The organism is Pantoea sp. BAV 3049, assembly GCF_009765445.1.
Lineage (GTDB): Bacteria > Pseudomonadota > Gammaproteobacteria > Enterobacterales > Enterobacteriaceae > Erwinia.
This window is the reverse complement of record NZ_WHOY01000031.1, coordinates 1,334,188-1,354,216: the sequence shown is the minus strand read 5'-3', so window position 1 is coordinate 1,354,216 and position 20,029 is coordinate 1,334,188. Positions and strand designations below refer to the sequence as shown.

The following is a 20,029-nucleotide window of genomic DNA, read 5'->3' as shown; positions in this document are numbered from 1 at the left end:
TGTGTCACAGATCAACTACAATCATCTCTACTACTTCTGGCAGGTATGCAAAACCGGTTCTGTGGTGGGTGCCGCTGAGGTACTCAACCTGACGCCGCAGACCATCACAGGCCAGATTAAGGCGCTGGAAGATCGGCTACAGGGTAAGTTATTTAAGCGTCAGGGCAGAGGGCTGGTGCCCTCTGAACTGGGTCAGCTGGTGTTTCGCTATGCCGACAGGATGTTCCTGCTCAGCAAGGAGATGCTGGATATTGTTAACTACCGCAAGGAAGCCAGCCTGCTGTTCGATGTTGGCGTGGCCGATGCGCTTTCTAAACGAATAGTCAGCCAGCTGCTGGAGACGGCGGTGGTAGCGGATGAAAGTATTCACCTGCGCTGCTTTGAATCCACCCATGAGATGCTGCTGGAGCAGCTCAGCCAGCACAAGCTGGATATGATCCTCTCCGACTGCCCGATTGACTCCACCCAGCAGGAAGGACTGTTTTCGGTCAAACTGGGTGAGTGCGGCATCAGCTTCTGGTGCCGCGATCCGCTGCCTGAGCTGCCTTTCCCGGCCTGTCTTGAACAGCAAAAACTGCTGATACCGGGGCGGCGTTCAATGCTGGGGCGCAAACTGCTTAACTGGTTCCAGACGCAAAATCTGGCGGTGGATATTCTCGGGGAGTTTGATGATGCGGCGCTGATGAAGGCTTTCGGGGCGGCTAACAATGCCATTTTTGTGGCGCCATCCAGCTATGCCGGGGATGTTTACTATGAAAAAGGGATCAGTGAACTGGGAAGGATAGAGAGCGTGGTGGAGGAGTATCACGTGATATTCGCCGAGCGAATGATCCAGCATCCGGCAGTCAGGCGCATCTGCGAGAAGGATTTTACCGAGGTGTTCCTTAAACCGCAGACATAAAAAAACCGCCAGAGGCGGTTTCTTTATCAGAGCGCGACAGACAGCGTGGCGATTAAGCCAGTTTGCCGATCTGTGCAGCCAGGTTTGCTTTATGGCGTGCCGCTTTGTTTTTGTGGATCAGGCCTTTAGCTGCCTGACGGTCCACAATTGGCTGCATTTCGTTAAATGCATTCTGTGCAGCTGCTTTATCGCCAACAGCGATAGCCGCGTACACTTTCTTGATAAAAGTACGCAACATTGAACGACGGCTAGCGTTGTGCTTACGACGCTTCTCAGACGTTACTGCGCGTTTCTTAGCTGATTTGATATTAGCCAAGGTCCAACTCCCAAATAGTTCTATGAGGACAATTCAAAGGCCGAGGAATATGCCTCGTTTGGCCCATGGTTGTCAATGGATTTGTGCAAATAAGCGTCGCTAAAAAAACGACACCTGGTTACGTTTCGATGGCGCAAGATTCTACCAGCTTCGTTCGGATGAATACAGCTTATTCAGAAGATAAATGCAGCTTAAAGCAAGAAGTCGCCTTTTACGGCAGAAAAAGCCCCGAAGAACAACGGAAAGCCGCATTCGCGGGTTAACCTTCACGACTGTACAAGGTATAATCCGCCGATTTCCACAAATTTGAGCCAGCCATGAAGTTTATCCGCGGCATACATAATCTCAGGGAGCAGCATCGCGGCTGCGTACTGACCATCGGTAATTTCGATGGCGTCCATCGCGGCCATCAGGCGCTGCTGACCCGACTGTGCGAAGAAGGCCGTCAGCGCAATCTGCCGGTGGTGGTGATGTTGTTTGAGCCACAGCCGCTTGAGCTGTTTGCGGTCGATAAAGCCCCGCCAAGGCTGACGCGCCTGCGTGAAAAAGTCCGTTATCTGAGTGAAGCCGGTGTGGACGCGGTGCTCTGTGTGCGCTTCGATCGACGTTTCGCTGCGCAGACGGCGCAAAGTTTTATCGCCGACCTGCTGGTCGATAAGCTTGGCGTCAGATTCCTCGCTGTTGGGGATGATTTCCGCTTTGGCGCTGGTCGCCAGGGGGATTTCCTGCTATTACAGAAAGCCGGTGCCGAGCATGGCTTTGATGTGATCAGCACCCAAACTTTCTGTGAAGATGGCAAGCGTATCAGCAGCACCGCGGTGCGACAGGCACTGGCAGAAGACGATCTGCCGCTGGCAGCCACGCTTTTGGGCCATCCCTTCAGCATTTCTGGTCGGGTGGTACACGGTGATGCGCTGGGCCGTACCATTGGCTTCCCCACGGCTAATCTGCCGCTGAAGCGTTATGCTTCGCCGGTAAAAGGGGTCTATGCCGTTGACGTTCATGGCCTTGGCGATAAGCCGCTGCCCGGCGTGGCCAACATTGGTACCCGTCCCACCGTGGCCGGGATGCGCCAGCAGCTGGAAGTTCACCTGCTGGATGTTGCAATGGACCTGTACGGTCGCCATATAGATGTGGTGCTCCGTGAAAAAATTCGTAATGAGCAGCGTTTTGCCTCACTGGACGCGCTCAAAGAGCAAATTGCTAAAGATGTGGTGACTGCCCGAACGTTTTTTGGGCTGAAAACACCGGTTTAAACAGAACCGAAATACGGAATCGAGAATCTGATGAGTGACTATAAATCTACCCTGAATTTGCCGGAAACGGGGTTCCCGATGCGTGGCGATCTGGCCAAACGCGAACCGGGAATGCTGCAACGTTGGTATGATGACAATCTGTACGGCATCATCCGCGAAGCCAAAAAAGGGAAAAAAACCTTTATCCTGCATGATGGCCCTCCTTACGCGAACGGCAGCATTCATATTGGTCACTCAGTTAACAAGATTCTGAAAGACATAATTGTTAAGTCCAAGGGGCTGGCCGGATTCGACTCGCCTTATGTCCCGGGCTGGGACTGCCACGGTCTGCCTATTGAGCACAAAGTCGAGCAGATGATCGGTAAGCCGGGTGAGAAAGTCAGCGCGGCCGAGTTCCGTGAAGCCTGCCGCAACTATGCTGCGGAGCAGGTTGAAGGCCAGAAAAAAGACTTTATCCGTCTGGGCGTGCTGGGTGACTGGGATCGCCCGTATCTGACGATGAATTTCAAAACGGAAGCCAATATTATCCGTGCGCTGGGTAAAATCATCGGCAATGGTCATCTGCACAAAGGCGCCAAGCCGGTGCACTGGTGCCTGGACTGCCGTTCCGCGCTGGCTGAAGCTGAAGTTGAGTACTATGACAAAACGTCCCCTTCCATCGACGTGATGTTTAACGCCGTGGACAAAGACGCGGCGCGTGCCAAATTTGGTGCTGACAGCGTTGAAGGCCCAATCTCCCTGGTCATCTGGACCACCACCCCGTGGACCATGCCAGCTAACCGTGCGATCTCTCTGCACCCGGAATTTGACTATCAGCTGGTGCAGATCGACGGTCGTGCGCTGATCCTGGCAAAAGATCTGGTTGAGAGCGTGATGAAGCGCGCCGGGATCAAGGAATGGCAGGTACTGGGTGAGGCGAAAGGCGCAGCTCTGGAGCTGATGCCTTTCCAGCATCCGTTCCTCGAACTGACCTCACCAGTGATTCTGGGTGAGCACGTCACGCTGGAAGCCGGTACCGGTGCTGTGCATACTGCGCCAGCTCATGGTCCGGATGACTATGTGATTTGTCAGAAATACGGCATTGAAGTGGCTAATCCGGTCGGGCCAGACGGTAGCTACCTGCCGGGCACTTACCCGACGCTGGATGGTGTGAACGTATTCAAAGCCAACGACATGATGGTTGAGCTGCTGCGTGAAAAAGGCGCGCTGCTGCACGTGGAAAAACTGCTGCACAGCTATCCTCATTGCTGGCGTCACAAAACACCAATCATCTTCCGTGCCACTCCGCAGTGGTTTATCAGCATGGATCAGAAAGGCCTTCGTGCGCAGTCGCTGAAAGAGATCAAAGGCGTGCAGTGGATCCCGGACTGGGGCCAGGCGCGTATTGAATCTATGGTGGCTAACCGCCCTGACTGGTGTATCTCACGTCAACGTACGTGGGGCGTGCCGATGGCGCTGTTCGTGCATAAAGAGACCGAAGAGCTGCACCCGGATACCCTTGAGCTGATGGAGAAAGTCGCTCAGCGCGTTGAGCAGGACGGGATTCAGGCCTGGTGGGATCTGGACGCGAAAGAGCTGATGGGGGCTGACGCAGAAAATTACGTCAAGGTACCGGACACGCTGGACGTCTGGTTCGATTCAGGATCAACCAGCTACTCTGTAGTGGATGCACGCCCGGAATTTGGCGGCCACACGCCGGATATGTATCTGGAAGGATCGGATCAGCATCGCGGCTGGTTTATGTCTTCTCTGATGATTTCAACGGCGATGAAAGGCAAAGCGCCTTACCGTCAGGTACTGACTCACGGCTTCACCGTGGATGGTCAGGGCCGCAAAATGTCGAAATCAATCGGTAACACCGTCTCTCCACAGGACGTGATGAACAAGCTGGGGGGCGACATTCTGCGTTTGTGGGTGGCTTCTACTGACTACTCCGGCGAGATGGCCGTCTCTGACGAGATCCTCAAGCGCTCTGCAGACTCTTACCGTCGTATCCGTAATACCGCCCGCTTCCTGCTGGCAAACCTGAACGGCTTTAACCCGGAAACGGACAGCGTGAAGCCAGAGGATATGGTGGTGCTGGATCGCTGGGCGGTAGGCCGTGCCAAAGCCGCGCAGGACGATATCATCGCTTCTTACGCCAGCTATGACTTCCATGAGGTTGTTCAGCGTCTGATGCAGTTCTGTTCTGTGGAGATGGGTTCATTCTATCTGGACATCATTAAAGACCGTCAGTACACCGCTAAAGCCGATGGTGTGGCGCGTCGCAGCTGCCAGACCGCGCTCTATTACATTGCGGAAGCACTGGTACGCTGGATGGCACCGATCATGTCGTTCACTGCAGATGAGATCTGGAACGAGCTACCGGGCAAACGCGAAAAGTATGTCTTCACCGAAGAGTGGTACGACGGACTGTTTGGTCTGGCGGATAACGAACCGATGAACGACAGCTACTGGGCCGAGCTGCTGAAAGTCCGTGGCGAAGTGAACAAGGTTATCGAACAGGCTCGTGCTGACAAGCGTGTGGGAGGTTCTCTGGAAGCGACCGTGACGCTGTATGCCGACGCGGCGCTGGCGCAAAAACTGACCAGCCTGGGAATGGAGCTGCGCTTTGTGCTGCTGACCTCCGGTGCGCAGGTAGCGGATTACGCGCTGGCCACAGAAGAAGCGCAGCAGAGCGAATTGCTGAATGGTCTGAAAATTGCCCTGCACAAAGCAGAAGGCGAGAAATGTCCACGCTGCTGGCATTACACTACTGATATTGGTCAGAGTGCTGAGCACCCGGACGTCTGTGGCCGCTGCGTCACCAACATTGCGGGCGCTGGCGAACAGCGTAAGTTTGCCTGATGAGTAAGCCAATTTTCTCGACCGGTTTACGCTGGATCTGGCTGGTGCTGGTGGTGATTGTCATCGACTTCGCCAGCAAGCAGTGGATCATGAATACGCTGACGCTGCATGAGTCGATGCCGGTGATGCCTTTCTTCAACTTCTTTTATGCTCATAACTACGGCGCGGCCTTCAGTTTCCTGGCGGATAAAGGGGGCTGGCAGCGCTGGTTCTTCGCCGGGATTGCGGTGGCCATCGTGGTGGCGCTGCTGGTGATGATGTACCGTACCGAAGCCAGCAAGAAGCTGAATAACATCGCTTATGCGCTGATTATCGGTGGTGCTCTGGGCAATCTGTTTGACCGGGCTTATCACGGTTTTGTGGTCGATTTTATCGACTTCTACGTTGGCGACTGGCACTTTGCCACTTTCAATATCGCTGACTGCGGCATCTGTATCGGTGCTGCACTGATTGTGCTGGAAGGTTTTCTTTCTCCTGCCAGCAAGCAAGCTAAAAGTTAAGGGCAGGGCATGACTGATTCTGTACAGCGCAACAGCGCGGTTCTGGTGCATTTCACCTTGAAACTGGCTGACGGTTCAACGGCGGAATCCACGCGCAATAATGGTAAGCCAGCGCTGTTCAGCCTGGGCGACGGCAGCCTGTCCGAAGGACTGGAAGCCGAGCTGCTGGGGCTGAAAGTGGGCGAGAAGAAAGCCTTTTCGCTGGAGCCGGAATCGGCTTTCGGCCATACCAGCCCGGACCTTATCCAGTATTTCTCCCGTCGTGATTTTACCCAGGCGGGCGAACCGGAGATTGGCGCGATTATGTTGTTCAGCGGGATGGATAGCAATGAAATGCCGGGAGTGATCCGGGAGATCTCCGGTGATTCTATCACCGTGGATTTCAACCATCCGCTGGCCGGACAAATTATCCACTTCGATGTTGAAGTACTGGAGATCGATCCGGTACTGGAGGCGACAAATGCAAATCCTGTTGGCTAATCCCCGCGGCTTTTGTGCCGGTGTCGATCGTGCCATCAGCATCGTGGAGCGTGCGCTGGAAATGTACGGCGCGCCTATCTACGTGCGTCATGAAGTGGTTCATAACCGTTATGTTGTCAACAGCTTGCGTGAGCGCGGGGCGATCTTTATTGAAGATATCAGTGAAGTGCCCGATGGCTCGATCCTGATTTTTTCCGCGCACGGTGTTTCTCAGGCTGTACGTGCAGAAGCCCGTGCACGCGATCTGACTATGCTGTTTGATGCCACCTGCCCACTGGTGACCAAAGTACATATGGAAGTGGCTCGTGCCAGCCGTAAGGGCACCGAAGCCATTCTCATCGGTCACGCCGGTCATCCGGAAGTGGAAGGCACCATGGGTCAGTACAGCAACCCGAAAGGGGGCATGTACCTGGTGGAGTCACCGGCAGATGTCTATAAGCTGCAGGTAAAGGATGAACAGAACCTGAGCTTCATGACCCAGACCACGCTGTCGGTGGATGATACTTATGAAGTGATTGATGCGCTTCGTGAGCGCTTCCCGAAAATTATCGGGCCGCGTAAAGATGATATCTGCTACGCCACCACTAACCGCCAGGAAGCGGTGCGTACGCTGGCGAAAGATGCCGATGTGGTGCTGGTGGTGGGGTCCCGCAACTCCTCCAACTCCAATCGGCTGGCGGAGCTGGCTCAGCGTGCCGGGAAACTGGCGCGGCTGATCGACTCTGCTGAAGATATTCAGGAAGAGTGGATTAAGGGTGTCAGCTGTGTGGGAGTAACGGCTGGAGCATCTGCACCGGATATTCTGGTACAGCAAGTGATCCAGCGCCTGCGCGAGTTGGGTGGCGAAGCGGCTATCGAGCTGATTGGCCGCGAAGAGAATATTGTTTTCGAAGTGCCGAAAGAGCTGCGGGTTGATATTAAGGAAATCACTTAATATCAAAATACTCTTCCTGTAAGAGAGCTGGATGCATGATAAAAAGAGATTCAGTTTCAGATGACTGAATCTCTCTTTTTTTAATGGAAACCAGTTAATTGCTGTGGCGTCTGATTAAACAAGTCCTTCCACACCTGAGCCAACTTCTGCTCCTCAATAAAGAGGCCCGCTGAAACCCGCCATCGCCTTCGCGCCGTTCTGTTGCGGCGCGCTTTTCTCACTTTTTGCCGCAAGCGAATAAAATTTGTTTTACTGATAATCCATCGCGGCTGACATAAAATTCTTATTACTGGTTTTTTGTTGTGGCGCGAGGTTTAACACGTCGTTAACCTGACTGCGCTTTGCATGCACAGACACAAGGGATTTACTATGAAAGATGCACAGATCCGCCTTGCCATTGTTGGCGCTCCGGGACGCATGGGGCGTCAGTTAATTCAGGCAGCCCATGAGGCGGAAGGCGTGTGCCTGGGCGCCGCGCTGGCGCGTGAGGGATCCTCGCTGAGCGGCGTGGACGCCGGTGAGCTGGCAGGAATTGGCGTACTGGGCATTAAAGTCAGCGACAACCTGGCCGCCGTGGCGGATGACTTTGACGTGCTGATTGACTTCACCCGCCCGGAAGGGACGCTGAAGTATCTGGCCTTCTGCCGCCAGCATCATAAGGCGATGGTCATTGGTACCACCGGTTTTGATGAAGCGGGTAAAGCGGCGATCAAAGCGGCATCTGAAGATATCGGTATCGTGTTCGCGGCCAACTTCAGCGTTGGCGTTAACCTGGTGCTGAAGTTGCTGGAAAAGGCAGCTAAAGTGATGGGTGACTATGCTGATATTGAGATTGTTGAAGCCCATCACCGGCATAAAGTGGATGCCCCATCCGGCACCGCACTGGCCATGGGGGAAGCGATTGCTGATGCAATGGATTGGGATTTAAACGAGCACGCGGTATACACCCGCGAAGGTCACACTGGAGAGCGCAAAGCGCAAACCATCGGTTTTGCCACCGTTCGCGCCGGAGATATCGTTGGTGAACATACAGCGATGTTTGCAGATATTGGCGAGCGCGTGGAGATTACCCATAAGGCTTCAAGCCGCATGACCTTCGCAAAAGGTGCAGTTAAAGCTGCTGACTGGATTGGTTCTCGAAAATCTGGTCTTTACGATATGAGAAATGTGCTTGATCTCGATGATTTGTAAGTGTTGTGCACCATCGTGATGTGGTTATTTCAATCTTAACTTTATGATTGAATGGGCAATAATTTTATTGCCCTTTTTATTTTGTTATTTTTGATTGTTTCATTGTTTTTTAATCCCCTCTTTGTATTTGTTATTGTTATCCTCATTTTTGATCCGCTAAAAAGTTAATTTTGACCATTTGGTCCACTTTTTTCCTCCCGCTTCGCTGCTCTCATGCACAATTGTCCATGCAACCGGTTAAATGCCCGGGATAGTTGTTGTTTTCAGCGTAAATCATCCGAATTACCGGTCAGTTGAGTAAAAAAGTAAGAAAAACCGGGCTGCAGGGTAGACAATAACTGGGGCGATCATTAGAATGCGCGCAATTTGCCAAAAATCGAGAACTCAGGCGGTTTTTGCATTGATTTAAGGCTTCAACCTGAATTAATATGCAAATAATGTGACTGTTTATTCTCAGGAGGATGTTTTGATTAAGTCAGCGCTATTGGTTCTGGAAGACGGAACCCAATTCCACGGTCGGGCCATCGGGGCAACAGGATCGGCAGTGGGGGAAGTTGTTTTCAACACTTCGATGACCGGTTATCAAGAAATCCTCACTGATCCTTCCTATTCCCGCCAGATCGTTACTCTTACTTATCCTCATATCGGCAATGTCGGCACCAACTCCGCTGATGAAGAATCCTCTCAGGTACACGCACAGGGTCTGGTTATCCGCGATCTGCCGCTGATTGCCAGTAACTTCCGTAATGAAGAAGGGCTGTCGGCTTACCTGAAGCGCCACAATATTGTCGCTATTGCCGATATCGATACACGTAAGCTGACTCGTCTGCTGCGAGAAAAAGGGGCACAGAACGGCTGCATCATCGCCGGTGACGCACCCGATGCCGCACTGGCACTGCAGAAAGCACAGGCGTTCCCTGGCCTGAAAGGCATGGACCTGGCAAAAGAAGTGACCACTGAGGAAACCTACAGCTGGCTGCAGGGGAGCTGGACGCTGGATGGCGGCCTGCCCGCACCGAAAACCGAAGCCGAACTGCCTTTCCACGTGGTGGCTTACGATTACGGCGTGAAGCGGAATATCCTGCGTATGCTGGTGGATCGCGGCTGTCGCCTGACCATCGTTCCGGCGCAGACGCCAGCGGAAGATGTGCTCGCGCTTAATCCGGACGGGATTTTCCTGTCAAACGGACCGGGTGACCCGGAGCCTTGCGACTACGCTATCGCGGCTATAAAACGCTTCCTGGAAACTGATGTGCCGGTTTTCGGCATCTGTCTGGGTCACCAGCTGCTTGCCCTGGCCAGCGGAGCGAAAACCGTCAAGATGAAGCTGGGCCATCACGGCGGTAACCACCCGGTGAAAGATCTGGATAATAATACCGTGATGATCACTGCACAGAACCATGGTTTCGCCGTCGATGACAGCAACTTACCGGCGAATCTGCGGGTGACACACACCTCGCTGTTTGACCACACGGTGCAGGGTATCCATCGTACCGACAAGGCCGCGTTCAGCTTCCAGGGACACCCTGAAGCCAGCCCAGGCCCGCACGATGCTGCACCGCTGTTCGATCACTTTATCGAACTGATTGAAGCTTACCGTTCTACCGCAAAATAATCAGGAGCGAGAAAATGCCAAAACGTACCGACATAAAAAGTATCCTGATCCTTGGTGCTGGCCCGATTGTGATCGGTCAGGCCTGCGAATTCGACTACTCTGGTGCCCAGGCCTGTAAGGCGCTGCGCGAAGAGGGTTACCGCGTTATCCTGGTGAACTCCAACCCGGCCACCATCATGACCGATCCGGAAATGGCCGATGCCACCTACATCGAACCGATTCACTGGGAAGTGGTGCGCAAAATTATTGAGAAAGAGCGTCCGGATGCCGTACTGCCAACCATGGGCGGCCAGACTGCACTGAACTGTGCGCTGGAACTGGAACGTCAGGGCGTGCTGGAAGAGTTCGGCGTTACCATGATCGGTGCCACCGCAGACGCAATTGATAAGGCTGAAGATCGCCGCCGTTTCGACGTGGCAATGAAGAAAATCGGTCTGGAAACCGCGCGTTCTGGTATCGCACACAATATGGAAGAAGCGCTGGCGGTTGCAGCTGATGTTGGCTTCCCATGCATTATCCGTCCTTCCTTTACCATGGGCGGCACCGGCGGCGGTATTGCTTACAACCGCGAAGAGTTTGAAGAGATTTGTGAGCGCGGGCTGGACCTGTCGCCAACCAACGAGCTGCTGATTGATGAATCGCTGATCGGCTGGAAAGAGTATGAGATGGAAGTGGTGCGTGACAAAAACGACAACTGCATCATTGTCTGCTCGATCGAAAACTTCGACGCCATGGGTATCCATACCGGTGACTCGATCACCGTAGCGCCAGCCCAGACCCTTACCGATAAAGAATATCAGGTGATGCGTAACGCTTCGATGGCGGTGCTGCGTGAAATCGGCGTGGAAACCGGCGGGTCTAACGTGCAGTTCTCTGTTAACCCGGCGAACGGCCGTCTGATTATCATCGAGATGAACCCACGTGTTTCCCGCTCTTCCGCTCTGGCATCGAAAGCGACCGGTTTCCCGATTGCCAAAATCGCTGCCAAGCTGGCGGTAGGCTACACGCTGGATGAACTGATGAACGACATCACCGGCGGCCGCACTCCAGCGTCATTCGAGCCTTCCATCGACTACGTTGTGACGAAAATCCCTCGCTTCAACTTCGAGAAATTTTCCGGTGCTAACGACCGCCTGACCACCCAGATGAAATCTGTCGGTGAAGTGATGGCTATTGGCCGTACCCTGCAGGAATCAATGCAGAAAGCGCTGCGCGGCCTGGAAGTGGGTGCTCACGGGTTTGACCCGAAAGTGGACCTGAACGATGCGGAAGCGCTGACCACCATCCGCCGTGAACTGAAAGATGCCGGTTCAGACCGTATCTGGTACGTAGCCGATGCCTTCCGTGCAGGGATGTCGGTAGATGGCGTCTTCAACCTGACTAACATCGACCGCTGGTTCCTGGTGCAGATTGAAGAGCTGGTTCGTCTGGAAGAACAGGTAGCCCGCGAAGGTATCAACGGCCTGACGGCTGACTTCCTGCGTACCCTGAAGCGTAAGGGCTTCGCCGATGCGCGCCTGGCTGTGCTGGCGGGTGTTGCCGAATCTGAAGTGCGCAAGCTCCGTGAGCAGTACAATCTGCATCCGGTTTACAAACGTGTGGATACCTGTGCGGCTGAATTTTCCACCGACACGGCATATATGTACTCAACCTATGAAGAAGAGTGCGAAGCGAATCCGAACAGCGACCGTGAAAAAATTATGGTACTGGGCGGTGGCCCGAACCGTATCGGCCAGGGTATCGAATTTGACTACTGCTGTGTGCACGCCGCTCTGGCGCTGCGCGAAGACGGTTACGAGACCATCATGGTCAACTGTAACCCTGAGACGGTTTCTACTGATTATGACACTTCCGACCGCCTGTACTTCGAGCCGGTCACGCTGGAAGACGTGCTGGAAATCGTCCGTATTGAGAAGCCTAAAGGCGTGATCGTTCAGTACGGCGGACAAACTCCGCTGAAACTGGCCCGCGAACTGGAAGCCGCCGGCGTGCCGGTTATCGGCACCAGCCCGGATGCGATTGACCGTGCGGAAGATCGCGAACGCTTCCAGCAGGCGGTGGACCGCCTGGGCCTGAAGCAGCCAGAAAACGCCACCGTGACCGCGCTGGATCAGGCCGTTGAGCGTGCAACCAAAATCGGTTATCCGCTGGTGGTGCGTCCGTCTTACGTCCTGGGCGGCCGCGCGATGGAAATCGTTTACGATGAAATCGACCTGAAGCGTTACTTCCAGACTGCGGTTTCCGTTTCAAACGATGCTCCGGTGCTGCTGGATCGCTTCCTGGATGACGCGGTGGAAGTGGACGTTGATGCAATCTGCGACGGTGAGCGCGTGCTGATTGGCGGCATCATGGAACACATCGAGCAGGCTGGCGTTCACTCCGGTGACTCCGCTTGTTCTCTGCCAGCTTACACGCTGAGCAAAGAGATCCAGAACGTGATGCGTCAGCAGGTTGAGAAGCTCGCTTTCGAACTCTGCGTACGCGGCCTGATGAACGTGCAGTTCGCGGTGAAGGATAACGAAGTTTACCTGATTGAGGTGAACCCACGTGCTGCCCGTACCGTCCCGTTTGTTTCCAAGGCGACCGGTGTAGCGCTGGCTAAAGTGGCTGCCCGCGTGATGGCTGGTAAAACACTGGCCGAACAGGGGGTGACTGAAGAAGTTATCCCGCCATATTACTCGGTGAAAGAGGTTGTTCTGCCGTTTAACAAGTTCCAGGGCGTTGACCCCATCCTGGGTCCGGAAATGCGTTCTACCGGTGAAGTGATGGGCGTGGGCCGCACCTTCGCAGAAGCCTTTGCTAAAGCGATGCTGGGCGCGCAGAGCAACATGAAGAAAACAGGTCGTGCGCTGCTGTCAGTGCGTGAAGGTGATAAGAAGCGCATTGTGGATCTGGCAGCCAAGCTACAGAAACTGGGCTTTGAGCTGGACGCCACTCACGGTACCGCTGTGGTGCTGGGTGAGGCGGGAATCAATCCTCGCCTGGTGAACAAGGTGCATGAAGGTCGTCCGCACATTCAGGACCGGCTGAAAAACGGAGAGTATGCCTATATTGTTAACACCACGGCAGGTCGTCAGGCGATTGAGGACTCCAAACTGATTCGCCGCAGTGCGCTGCAGTACAAAGTGCACTATGACACCACCCTGAACGGCGGTTTTGCTACCGCGATGTCGCTCAATGCTGACCCGACCGAGAAAGTGATCTCCGTGCAGGAAATGCATGCGCAGATTAACGGCTAAGTCAGCCTGAAAAATTATCCCCGCTCCGGCGGGGATTTTTTTTGGCGCGGCGGCCATCCGGCTGAAAGATATGTGACCTTAACGGCAGAGTGTACAGAAACAATCCCTTACTATTCAGCCTGGTAACAGAGTTTACCTGCTGAGCGCGGACTAATTTGCGCACTGTTTATAATGATAAGGGAACGAATAATGAAAAAAATCTTACTGGTCACGCTGACCTGTGCGGTTGTCTGGCCTGCTTTTGCCACACCTGATGTCACCACCAATCCTGATGTCTTCTTCCTGAAAGAATCCCAGTCATTCGACAGTCTCGCCTTACTTCCCCCCCCACCGGCGGGCGACAGCATCGATTTTCTCAATGACAAAGCTCAATATGACGCGGCTAAATTAATGCGGGATACGCCGCGCGGTAAGCAAGCGTGGAAAGATGCGCACGTGGCAGGCGACGGCGTTGCAGAAGCTTTCTCAGAAGCTTTCGGGCATGCCATCACCAAAGAAAAAACGCCGGAAATTTATCGCCTGGTAAAAAAAATGCGTGAGGATGCAGGCGATCTGGCGACCCGAAGTGCAAAGCAACACTATATGCGTATCCGGCCCTTCGCTTATTACAATGAACCTACCTGCCGCTCTGATGAGGAGGCTACCCTCTCTAAAAATGGCTCATATCCTTCCGGGCATACCACGATAGGTTGGGCAACCGCGCTGGTGCTGGCGGAGATCAACCCGGCCAGGCAGGATACGATCCTCAAACGGGGTTACGATCTGGGGCAGAGCAGGGTGATCTGCGGTTATCACTGGCAGAGTGATGTCACGGCGGCACGGATTGTGGGCGGTGCTATTGTGGCCCGCTTGCATGCCGATGAAGGTTTTACTCAGCAGCTGCAGAAAGCCAAAGAGGAGTTTAAAAAGCTGCCAGCCACCTCGTCATAACGCATTGATAAAGGAGGCTTTCTGGCCGCCCCGGGTTTTGTGTCCGGGGCGACATGAGGATCAGGAGAGGGCGACTTTGATCCCCAGTGCAATCAGCACGCCGCCGAGCAGTTTGTCGATCAGCTTCTGGGCTTTCGCCAGGCCGCGACGCACAGGGGCGCTCTGGATCAGGAACACCAGCATCGGCCACCACAGGGATGAGAGGCCAAGAATAATTCCGGCATACCAGATTTTTTCTCCCAGACCAGAGTTGACGTTCAGCACCTGGGTAAACATCGCCAGGAAAAACAGCGTTGCTTTCGGGTTCAGCAAGTTGCACAGGTATCCCTGCATGAAAGCCTTCTTCAGTGAGGTGGATTCTGGCTCAACAGCGCTGAGATTCATTTTGCTGTTACCGCGTGACAGTAGCGCCTGCACGCCAACATAGATCAGATAGGCCGCACCGGCATATTTCAGCAGCATAAACAGCCACGGCGTGGTGGTGATCACCACCGCGAGGCCCGCCACGCAATATGCCATATGGGTAGCCACGGCGCAGTTCACGCCAAGTGCCGTCATCAGGGCCGCGCTCCGGCGATAGCGAGCGGCGTTTTTGATGATCAGAAAGAAGTCGGGCCCGGGCGAAAGCATCCCCAGGGCCGCGATGGTAGCGACGAATAAACTGGTTTCTAACATGGTATTTTCTGTATCAACTAAAATAGGGAAATTTAGCAGGAAGCTGTGTTTATTTTAGCGTGAAGTGCAGACAAAAGACATGTAAACACGCGCCTTAAGAACCTTTACGCTTTTCCGGAGCTTTGCTATCGACGAAACTTTCACCTTTCCGTATGATGGCGCCAATTTTACACCTGTTGAGTATTTCAGATGATAAGCCTTATTGCGGCGATGGCCGCCGACCGCGTTATTGGGATGGAAAATGCCATGCCGTGGCACCTGCCAGCCGACCTTGCCTGGTTTAAACGCCAGACGCTGAACAAGCCAGTCGTCATGGGCCGCCGCACTTTTGAATCGATCGGTCGCCCGTTACCGGGCCGTCTGAATATCGTGATCAGCAGCCAGAAAGGCGAAGCTGAGGGGGTGACCTGGGTGACCTCGATTGATGATGCCCTGCGCGCTGCGGGAGAGGTTGAAGAGATTATGGTGATTGGCGGTGGACGCATCTATGAACAGCTGTTGCCGCGTGCTGACCGGCTGTATCTGACCCACATTGATGTGGAAGTGGAAGGGGATACGACCTTTCCCGATTACGAGCCTGACGAGTGGCAGTCAACCTTCAGTGAATTCCGCGATGCGGATGAAAAGAACAGCCACAGCTGCTTCTGGGAAATCCTGGACCGCCGCGAGGCATAAAAAAACGGTACCTCAACTGACTGACCTCTTGAGGTGCCGTTCGTTATCTTGCCCACTGATTACTCTTCGACTGACCGTTCCCGGTTAGAGGGCTGAACAAACCACGCTTTATCTTCCCAGCGCAGCATGGTCATCGACCCTCCCCAGCAGCACCCCGTATCCAGCCCGAGAATGCCTTCCGGCGTCCCTTTGCCTTCCAGCGAGGCCCAGTGCCCGAATACGATAGTGTATTCACGGGAAACCGGTCCGGGAATGGTGAACCACGGCTTCAACGGCGGTGGCGCAGACTCCGGCGTATCTTTACAAATCATATCCAGCTGACCGTTGGGGAAGCAGTAGCGCATTCTGGTTAGTGCATTGGTACTGAAGCGCAGGCGAGCCAAGCCGCTGAGTTCAGGAGTCCAGTTGCTGGGCATATCGCCGTACATGGCATCCAGAAACAGAGGATAAGTATCGCTGGACAGCACGGCTTCCACTTCACGGGCGCAGGCCTGTGCCGTGTCCAGATCCCACTGTGGCGTGATCCCGGCATGGGCCATCACCAGCTTTTTCTCTTCATCAACCTGCAGCAAAGGCTGGCGACGGAGCCAGTTAATCAGCTCGTCAGCATCTTCAGCTTCAAGCAGCGTGGTCAGGCGATCTTTCGGTTTATTACGGCTGATCCCCGCAAAGACGGCCAGCAGATGCAGATCGTGATTACCCAGAACGATCTTCACCGCCTCGCCGAGTGAGCGAACAAAACGCAGGACTTCCAGTGAGCCAGGCCCGCGTGCGACCAGGTCGCCAGTCAGCCACAGCGTATCCTGCTCAGGATCGAAATCAACCTGCTTCAGCAGGGACTGCAGTTCATCGTAGCAACCATGAATGTCGCCAATCAGATAAGTACTCATCAATCTGTCCGGAGCTGAGCTGCAAGGCCGCAAAGGGCCAGCCGCTGGAGATAATTAGTGGATATGGCTGGCGATAGCCAGCCTGAACACCGGGATCTCAACCTGGAAGGTTTTTCCCTCGCTGTCGATCATTTCGTAATGACCCTGCATGGTGCCCATCGGCGTCTCGATCACCGCGCCGCTGGTGTACTGAAATTCGCCGCCGGGCTGGATGAGGGGCTGTTCGCCGACCACACCTTCTCCCTGCACTTCGGTTTCACGGCCGTTGCCGTTAGTGATCAGCCAGTAACGGCCCAGCAGCTGCACGGCGGTACGCCCCAGATTGCGGATTGTGATGGTGTAGGCAAAAACGTAGCGGTCTTCTTCCGGAACAGACTGTGACGGAATCCAGGCACTCTGCACCTGTACACAAACACGGGGCGTATCAATCATTCGTTAGTTCTCCTGCGGCTGTGGATGCGCAGTCAGCCAGTTAGCCAGCTGGCAGTATTGTGCCACGGAGATGTTTTCTGCCCGCAAAGTCGGGTCGATATTCATCTCCTGCAGGGCCTCCAGCGAGAACAGGTGGCCGAGGCTGTTGCGCAGCGTTTTGCGACGCTTACCAAAAGCTTCAGTAGTGATCCTGCTCAGGGTGCGAATATCCTGTACCGGATGAGGAATGTTGGCATGAGGTACCAGACGCACCACGGCGGAGTCCACTTTTGGCGCCGGGGTAAAGGATTCAGGCGGTACTTCCAGGACCGGGATCACCTGACAGTAGTACTGTGCCATTACCGTCAGGCGGCCATAGGCTTTGCTGCCTGGACCGGCAACCAGACGGTTAACCACCTCTTTCTGCAACATGAAGTGCATATCGCGGATCGCATCAGTATAGCTGAAAAGGTGGAACATCAACGGGGTAGAGATGTTGTAAGGCAGGTTACCAAACACGCGCAGGGACTGGCCTTTCTCTCGGGCTAATTCCGCGAAGTCAAAGGTCATGGCATCCTGCTGGAAAATGGTCAGCTTCGGCCCCAGAAAAGGGTGGGTCTGTAAACGGGCCGCCAGATCGCGGTCAAGTTCGATGACCGTCATGGCGTCCAGACGCTCGCCAACCGGTTCGGTTAACGCCCCCAGACCGGGACCGATCTCAACGACCGCCTCGCCGGACTGCGGATGAATAGCGGAGACGATGCTGTCGATAATGTACTGGTCGTTAAGGAAGTTCTGTCCGAAACGTTTGCGGGCAAAGTGGCCCTGATGGACGCGATTATTCATTACTGCTCTTGATCATGGTGATGGCGAGGTTAAGCGCCGTAACAAAGCTCCCCGCATCAGCGTGGCCCAGGCCAGCCAGCTCTAAGGCGGTGCCATGGTCAACGGAGGTGCGGATAAAGGGCAGGCCAAGGGTGATATTCACCGCGCGACCGAATCCCTGATATTTTAGCACCGGCAGGCCCTGGTCGTGATACATCGCCAGAACCGCATCGGCATGCTGCAAATATTTTGGCTGGAAAAGCGTGTCCGCAGGAAGAGGACCGGTCAGCTGCATCCCTTGCTGGCGCAGCTCATCCAGCGCAGGAATGATCACATCGATCTCTTCCCGGCCCATATGGCCGCCTTCTCCCGCATGGGGATTCAGGCCGCAGACAAAAATATGCGGTGTTGTGAGGCCAAATTTGCTCTTCAGGTCGGCATGCAGGATGCCGATCACTTCGTGCAGGCTCTCGCGGGTGATGCTGGCAGAAACATCCTTCAGCGGCAAATGCGTGGTTGCCAGCGCAACACGCAGTTCCTCTGTGGCGAGCATCATCACCACGCGCGAACAGCTGGCGCGATCGGCAAAGAATTCAGTATGACCGCTGAACGGGATACCGGCATCGTTGATCACGCCTTTATGGACCGGGCCGGTGATCAGCGCGGCAAATTCGCCGTTCAGGCAACCGTCACAGGCTCTGGCCAGCGTTTCCAGCACATAATGGCTGTTTGCCACGCACAGTTCACCGGCTTTGACCGGCTGCGGGGTGGCTACGGGCAACACCGTCAGCGTACCGGCCGCCTGAGGCTGGGCGGCAACGCCGGGCTGATATTCCCGTAGCGTCAGGGGTAAACCCAGCTTTGCCGCACGTTCGCGCAGCAAAACTGGATCGGCACAGATCACCAGTTCAACTGGCCAGTCGTCCTGGGCCAGTTGCAGGGTGACATCAGGACCAATCCCGGCAGGTTCGCCGGGAGTGATTACCACGCGCAGATTACTGAGCATTGACATCCAGAATTTTCACGTAGGCCGAGGCACGCTGTTCCTGCATCCAGGTCTGCGCTTCTTCAGCAAACTTACGATTGAACAGCAGGCGATAAGCGCGTTCTTTCTGCGCCGCATCTGTTTTATCAACCTGACGGGTATCCATCAGCTGAATCAGATGCCAGCCAAAGGAAGAGTGAACCGGGCTGCTCATCTGGCCTTTTTTCAGCTTCAGCAGGGCATCGCGGAAGGCCGGGTCAAAGACTTCCGGAGAGCTCCAGCCCAGATCGCCGCCCTGGTTCGCAGAGCCAGGATCCTGAGAGAGTTCTTTCGCCGCCTGAGCAAAGGTGGTTTTGCCGCTGTTGATATCAGCCGCAACCTGAGCCAGTTTCTGACGCGCCTGATCGTCGGTCATTACCGGCGATGGCTTCAGCAGAATGTGACGGGCATGAACTTCAGTCACCGAAATGCTCTGGTTGTCACCACGCACATCGTTAACTTTCAGAATATGGAAGCCAACGCCGGAACGAATTGGGCCGATGATATCGCCTTTTTTAGCGGTCACCAGCGCCTGAGCGAACAGGGAAGGCAGCTCCTGTATACGGCCCCAACCCATGTTGCCACCTTTCAGCGCCTGCGGATCGGCGGAGTAAGTGATCGCCAGTTTGCCGAAATCACCGCCGCTTTTCGCTTCGCTGACCAGTTGGTTAGCCAGTTTTTCCTGATCGTCGACCTGCTGCTGAGTCGGGTTTTCCGGCAGTGGCAGCAGAATGTGGCTGAGGTTCAGTTCGGTAGAAGCATTGTTCTGCGAAGAGACCTGCTTCGCCAGTGAATCCACTTCCTGCGGCAGAATGGTGATGCGGCGGCGCACTTCGTTGTTACGCACTTCGGCAATCGTCATCTCTTTGCGGATCTGCTCGCGATAGGTAGCATAATTCATGCCGTCGTAAGCCAGGCGGCTACGCAGCTGATCTACGGTCAATTTGTTTTGCTGGGCGATATTAGCAATCGCCTGGTCGACCTGAGCATCCTGAATCTGGATGCCGCCCTGCCGGGCCATCTGCAGCAGAATGTTATCCATCACCAGACGTTCAACCACCTGGTGGCGCAGGGTTTTATCATCAGGAAGCTGCTGGCCAGCTTCCTGAGCCTGACTTTTCACCGACTGCACCATGCCGTCGACGTCACTCTCTAATACCACGCCGTTGTTGACCACAGCGGCGACTTTATCAACTACCTGCGGGGCTGCAAACGCGGTGCTGGCTGTCAGCGCTGCACCAAGGATCAGCATTCTCCAGTTCTTCATACTTTTTCCATTCTTCTATCCGCACTGCGGGTTTGCATACTATTTATCACAAC

General features: G+C 54.6%; 18 protein-coding genes. 11 read left to right on the top strand and 7 right to left on the bottom strand.

Going from position 1 to position 20,029, the window contains the following annotated elements; all coding sequences use genetic code 11:
* Window position 1 precedes the first annotated feature (1 nt).
* Window positions 2–901 carry a transcriptional activator NhaR gene (gene nhaR / locus GSQ70_RS07020; RefSeq protein ID WP_158781885.1) on the top strand — a complete coding sequence of 300 codons (900 nt, stop codon included), beginning with the start codon at window positions 2–4 and terminating at the stop codon, window positions 899–901.
* 52 nt (window positions 902–953) lie between these two features.
* Here nhaR and rpsT read toward each other — a convergent pair whose 3' ends face one another.
* Window positions 954–1,217 (bottom strand): 30S ribosomal protein S20, encoded by a 264-nt coding sequence (rpsT, locus tag GSQ70_RS07015; protein WP_158781884.1) that lies wholly within the window; start codon window positions 1,215–1,217, stop codon window positions 954–956.
* Window positions 1,218–1,534: 317 nt separating this feature from the next.
* Between rpsT and ribF the strand changes: the two genes are divergently transcribed.
* From ribF to GSQ70_RS06970, 9 genes are all read left to right on the top strand, one after another.
* Window positions 1,535–2,473: a bifunctional riboflavin kinase/FAD synthetase gene (gene ribF, locus GSQ70_RS07010; protein WP_158781883.1), complete on the top strand. Its 939-nt coding sequence runs from the start codon at window positions 1,535–1,537 to the stop codon at window positions 2,471–2,473.
* Window positions 2,474–2,503: 30 nt separating this feature from the next.
* Entirely contained in the window at window positions 2,504–5,320 is a 2,817-nt protein-coding gene (ileS, locus tag GSQ70_RS07005) for an isoleucine--tRNA ligase (protein WP_158781882.1), read from the top strand.
* Complete coding sequence (gene lspA, locus GSQ70_RS07000) at window positions 5,320–5,820, top strand: signal peptidase II (RefSeq protein ID WP_199257230.1); 501 nt, start codon at window positions 5,320–5,322, stop codon at window positions 5,818–5,820. Before ileS ends, lspA begins: the two co-directional genes overlap by 1 nt.
* A 9-nt stretch (window positions 5,821–5,829) precedes the next feature.
* Window positions 5,830–6,300, top strand: a complete 471-nt coding sequence (gene fkpB / locus GSQ70_RS06995) for an FKBP-type peptidyl-prolyl cis-trans isomerase (protein ID WP_158781881.1) — start codon at window positions 5,830–5,832, stop codon at window positions 6,298–6,300.
* The gene (gene ispH, locus GSQ70_RS06990; protein ID WP_158781880.1) at window positions 6,281–7,234 is read left to right on the top strand and encodes a 4-hydroxy-3-methylbut-2-enyl diphosphate reductase; all 954 of its coding nucleotides are present in this window, start codon (window positions 6,281–6,283) and stop codon (window positions 7,232–7,234) included. Before fkpB ends, ispH begins: the two co-directional genes overlap by 20 nt.
* Before the next feature lie 369 nt (window positions 7,235–7,603).
* Window positions 7,604–8,425, top strand: a complete 822-nt coding sequence (gene dapB / locus GSQ70_RS06985) for a 4-hydroxy-tetrahydrodipicolinate reductase (RefSeq protein WP_158781879.1) — start codon at window positions 7,604–7,606, stop codon at window positions 8,423–8,425.
* A 466-nt stretch (window positions 8,426–8,891) separates the two neighbouring features.
* A complete protein-coding gene (carA, locus tag GSQ70_RS06980; protein WP_158781878.1) occupies window positions 8,892–10,040 on the top strand; it encodes a glutamine-hydrolyzing carbamoyl-phosphate synthase small subunit in 1,149 nt (382 codons plus the stop codon).
* Window positions 10,041–10,054: 14 nt separating this feature from the next.
* Window positions 10,055–13,279 carry a carbamoyl-phosphate synthase large subunit gene (carB, locus tag GSQ70_RS06975; RefSeq protein WP_158781877.1) on the top strand — a complete coding sequence of 1,075 codons (3,225 nt, stop codon included), beginning with the start codon at window positions 10,055–10,057 and terminating at the stop codon, window positions 13,277–13,279.
* Window positions 13,280–13,468: 189 nt separating this feature from the next.
* Window positions 13,469–14,209 (top strand): phosphatase PAP2 family protein, encoded by a 741-nt coding sequence (locus GSQ70_RS06970; RefSeq protein ID WP_158781876.1) that lies wholly within the window; start codon window positions 13,469–13,471, stop codon window positions 14,207–14,209.
* Window positions 14,210–14,269: 60 nt separating this feature from the next.
* Here the strand turns inward: GSQ70_RS06970 and GSQ70_RS06965 are convergent, their stop codons facing one another.
* On the bottom strand, window positions 14,270–14,884 hold the full coding sequence (locus tag GSQ70_RS06965; RefSeq protein WP_158781875.1) for a LysE family transporter: 615 nt from the start codon (window positions 14,882–14,884) through the stop codon (window positions 14,270–14,272).
* A 189-nt stretch (window positions 14,885–15,073) separates the two neighbouring features.
* Between GSQ70_RS06965 and folA the strand changes: the two genes are divergently transcribed.
* Window positions 15,074–15,559 (top strand): type 3 dihydrofolate reductase, encoded by a 486-nt coding sequence (folA, locus tag GSQ70_RS06960; protein ID WP_158781874.1) that lies wholly within the window; start codon window positions 15,074–15,076, stop codon window positions 15,557–15,559.
* Window positions 15,560–15,618: 59 nt separating this feature from the next.
* On the opposite strand, the gene apaH is transcribed toward folA, so the two are convergent.
* From apaH to surA, 5 genes are read right to left on the bottom strand one after another with little or no spacing between them, the layout of a single operon-like run.
* Window positions 15,619–16,449, bottom strand: coding sequence for a bis(5'-nucleosyl)-tetraphosphatase (symmetrical) ApaH (gene apaH / locus GSQ70_RS06955; RefSeq protein WP_158781873.1), 831 nt, complete (start codon window positions 16,447–16,449; stop codon window positions 15,619–15,621).
* Between the two features lie 54 nt (window positions 16,450–16,503).
* The gene (gene apaG, locus GSQ70_RS06950) at window positions 16,504–16,881 is read right to left on the bottom strand and encodes a Co2+/Mg2+ efflux protein ApaG (protein WP_158781872.1); all 378 of its coding nucleotides are present in this window, start codon (window positions 16,879–16,881) and stop codon (window positions 16,504–16,506) included.
* Window positions 16,882–16,884: 3 nt separating this feature from the next.
* Window positions 16,885–17,706, bottom strand: coding sequence for a 16S rRNA (adenine(1518)-N(6)/adenine(1519)-N(6))-dimethyltransferase RsmA (gene rsmA, locus GSQ70_RS06945; protein ID WP_158781871.1), 822 nt, complete (start codon window positions 17,704–17,706; stop codon window positions 16,885–16,887).
* Complete coding sequence (gene pdxA, locus GSQ70_RS06940; protein ID WP_158781870.1) at window positions 17,699–18,691, bottom strand: 4-hydroxythreonine-4-phosphate dehydrogenase PdxA; 993 nt, start codon at window positions 18,689–18,691, stop codon at window positions 17,699–17,701. The genes rsmA and pdxA overlap by 8 nt, the downstream gene beginning before the upstream one ends.
* Complete coding sequence (gene surA, locus GSQ70_RS06935) at window positions 18,681–19,976, bottom strand: peptidylprolyl isomerase SurA (protein ID WP_158781869.1); 1,296 nt, start codon at window positions 19,974–19,976, stop codon at window positions 18,681–18,683. Before surA ends, pdxA begins: the two co-directional genes overlap by 11 nt.
* Between the last annotated feature and the right edge of the window lie 53 nt (window positions 19,977–20,029).

Bases quoted from the DNA above. Each gene is read 5' to 3' on its own strand.
- apaH (WP_158781873.1), bottom strand. From the start codon at position 16,449: ATGAGTACTTATCTGATTGGCGACATTCATGGTTGCTACGATGAACTG.
- carB (WP_158781877.1), top strand. From the start codon at position 10,055: ATGCCAAAACGTACCGACATAAAAAGTATCCTGATCCTTGGTGCTGGC.
- GSQ70_RS06970 (WP_158781876.1), top strand. From the start codon at position 13,469: ATGAAAAAAATCTTACTGGTCACGCTGACCTGTGCGGTTGTCTGGCCT.
- dapB (WP_158781879.1), top strand. From the start codon at position 7,604: ATGAAAGATGCACAGATCCGCCTTGCCATTGTTGGCGCTCCGGGACGC.
- apaG (WP_158781872.1), bottom strand. From the start codon at position 16,881: ATGATTGATACGCCCCGTGTTTGTGTACAGGTGCAGAGTGCCTGGATT.
- ileS (WP_158781882.1), top strand. From the start codon at position 2,504: ATGAGTGACTATAAATCTACCCTGAATTTGCCGGAAACGGGGTTCCCG.
- fkpB (WP_158781881.1), top strand. From the start codon at position 5,830: ATGACTGATTCTGTACAGCGCAACAGCGCGGTTCTGGTGCATTTCACC.
- pdxA (WP_158781870.1), bottom strand. From the start codon at position 18,691: ATGCTCAGTAATCTGCGCGTGGTAATCACTCCCGGCGAACCTGCCGGG.
- GSQ70_RS06965 (WP_158781875.1), bottom strand. From the start codon at position 14,884: ATGTTAGAAACCAGTTTATTCGTCGCTACCATCGCGGCCCTGGGGATG.
- ispH (WP_158781880.1), top strand. From the start codon at position 6,281: ATGCAAATCCTGTTGGCTAATCCCCGCGGCTTTTGTGCCGGTGTCGAT.
- lspA (WP_199257230.1), top strand. From the start codon at position 5,320: ATGAGTAAGCCAATTTTCTCGACCGGTTTACGCTGGATCTGGCTGGTG.
- rsmA (WP_158781871.1), bottom strand. From the start codon at position 17,706: ATGAATAATCGCGTCCATCAGGGCCACTTTGCCCGCAAACGTTTCGGA.
- surA (WP_158781869.1), bottom strand. From the start codon at position 19,976: ATGAAGAACTGGAGAATGCTGATCCTTGGTGCAGCGCTGACAGCCAGC.
- ribF (WP_158781883.1), top strand. From the start codon at position 1,535: ATGAAGTTTATCCGCGGCATACATAATCTCAGGGAGCAGCATCGCGGC.
- folA (WP_158781874.1), top strand. From the start codon at position 15,074: ATGATAAGCCTTATTGCGGCGATGGCCGCCGACCGCGTTATTGGGATG.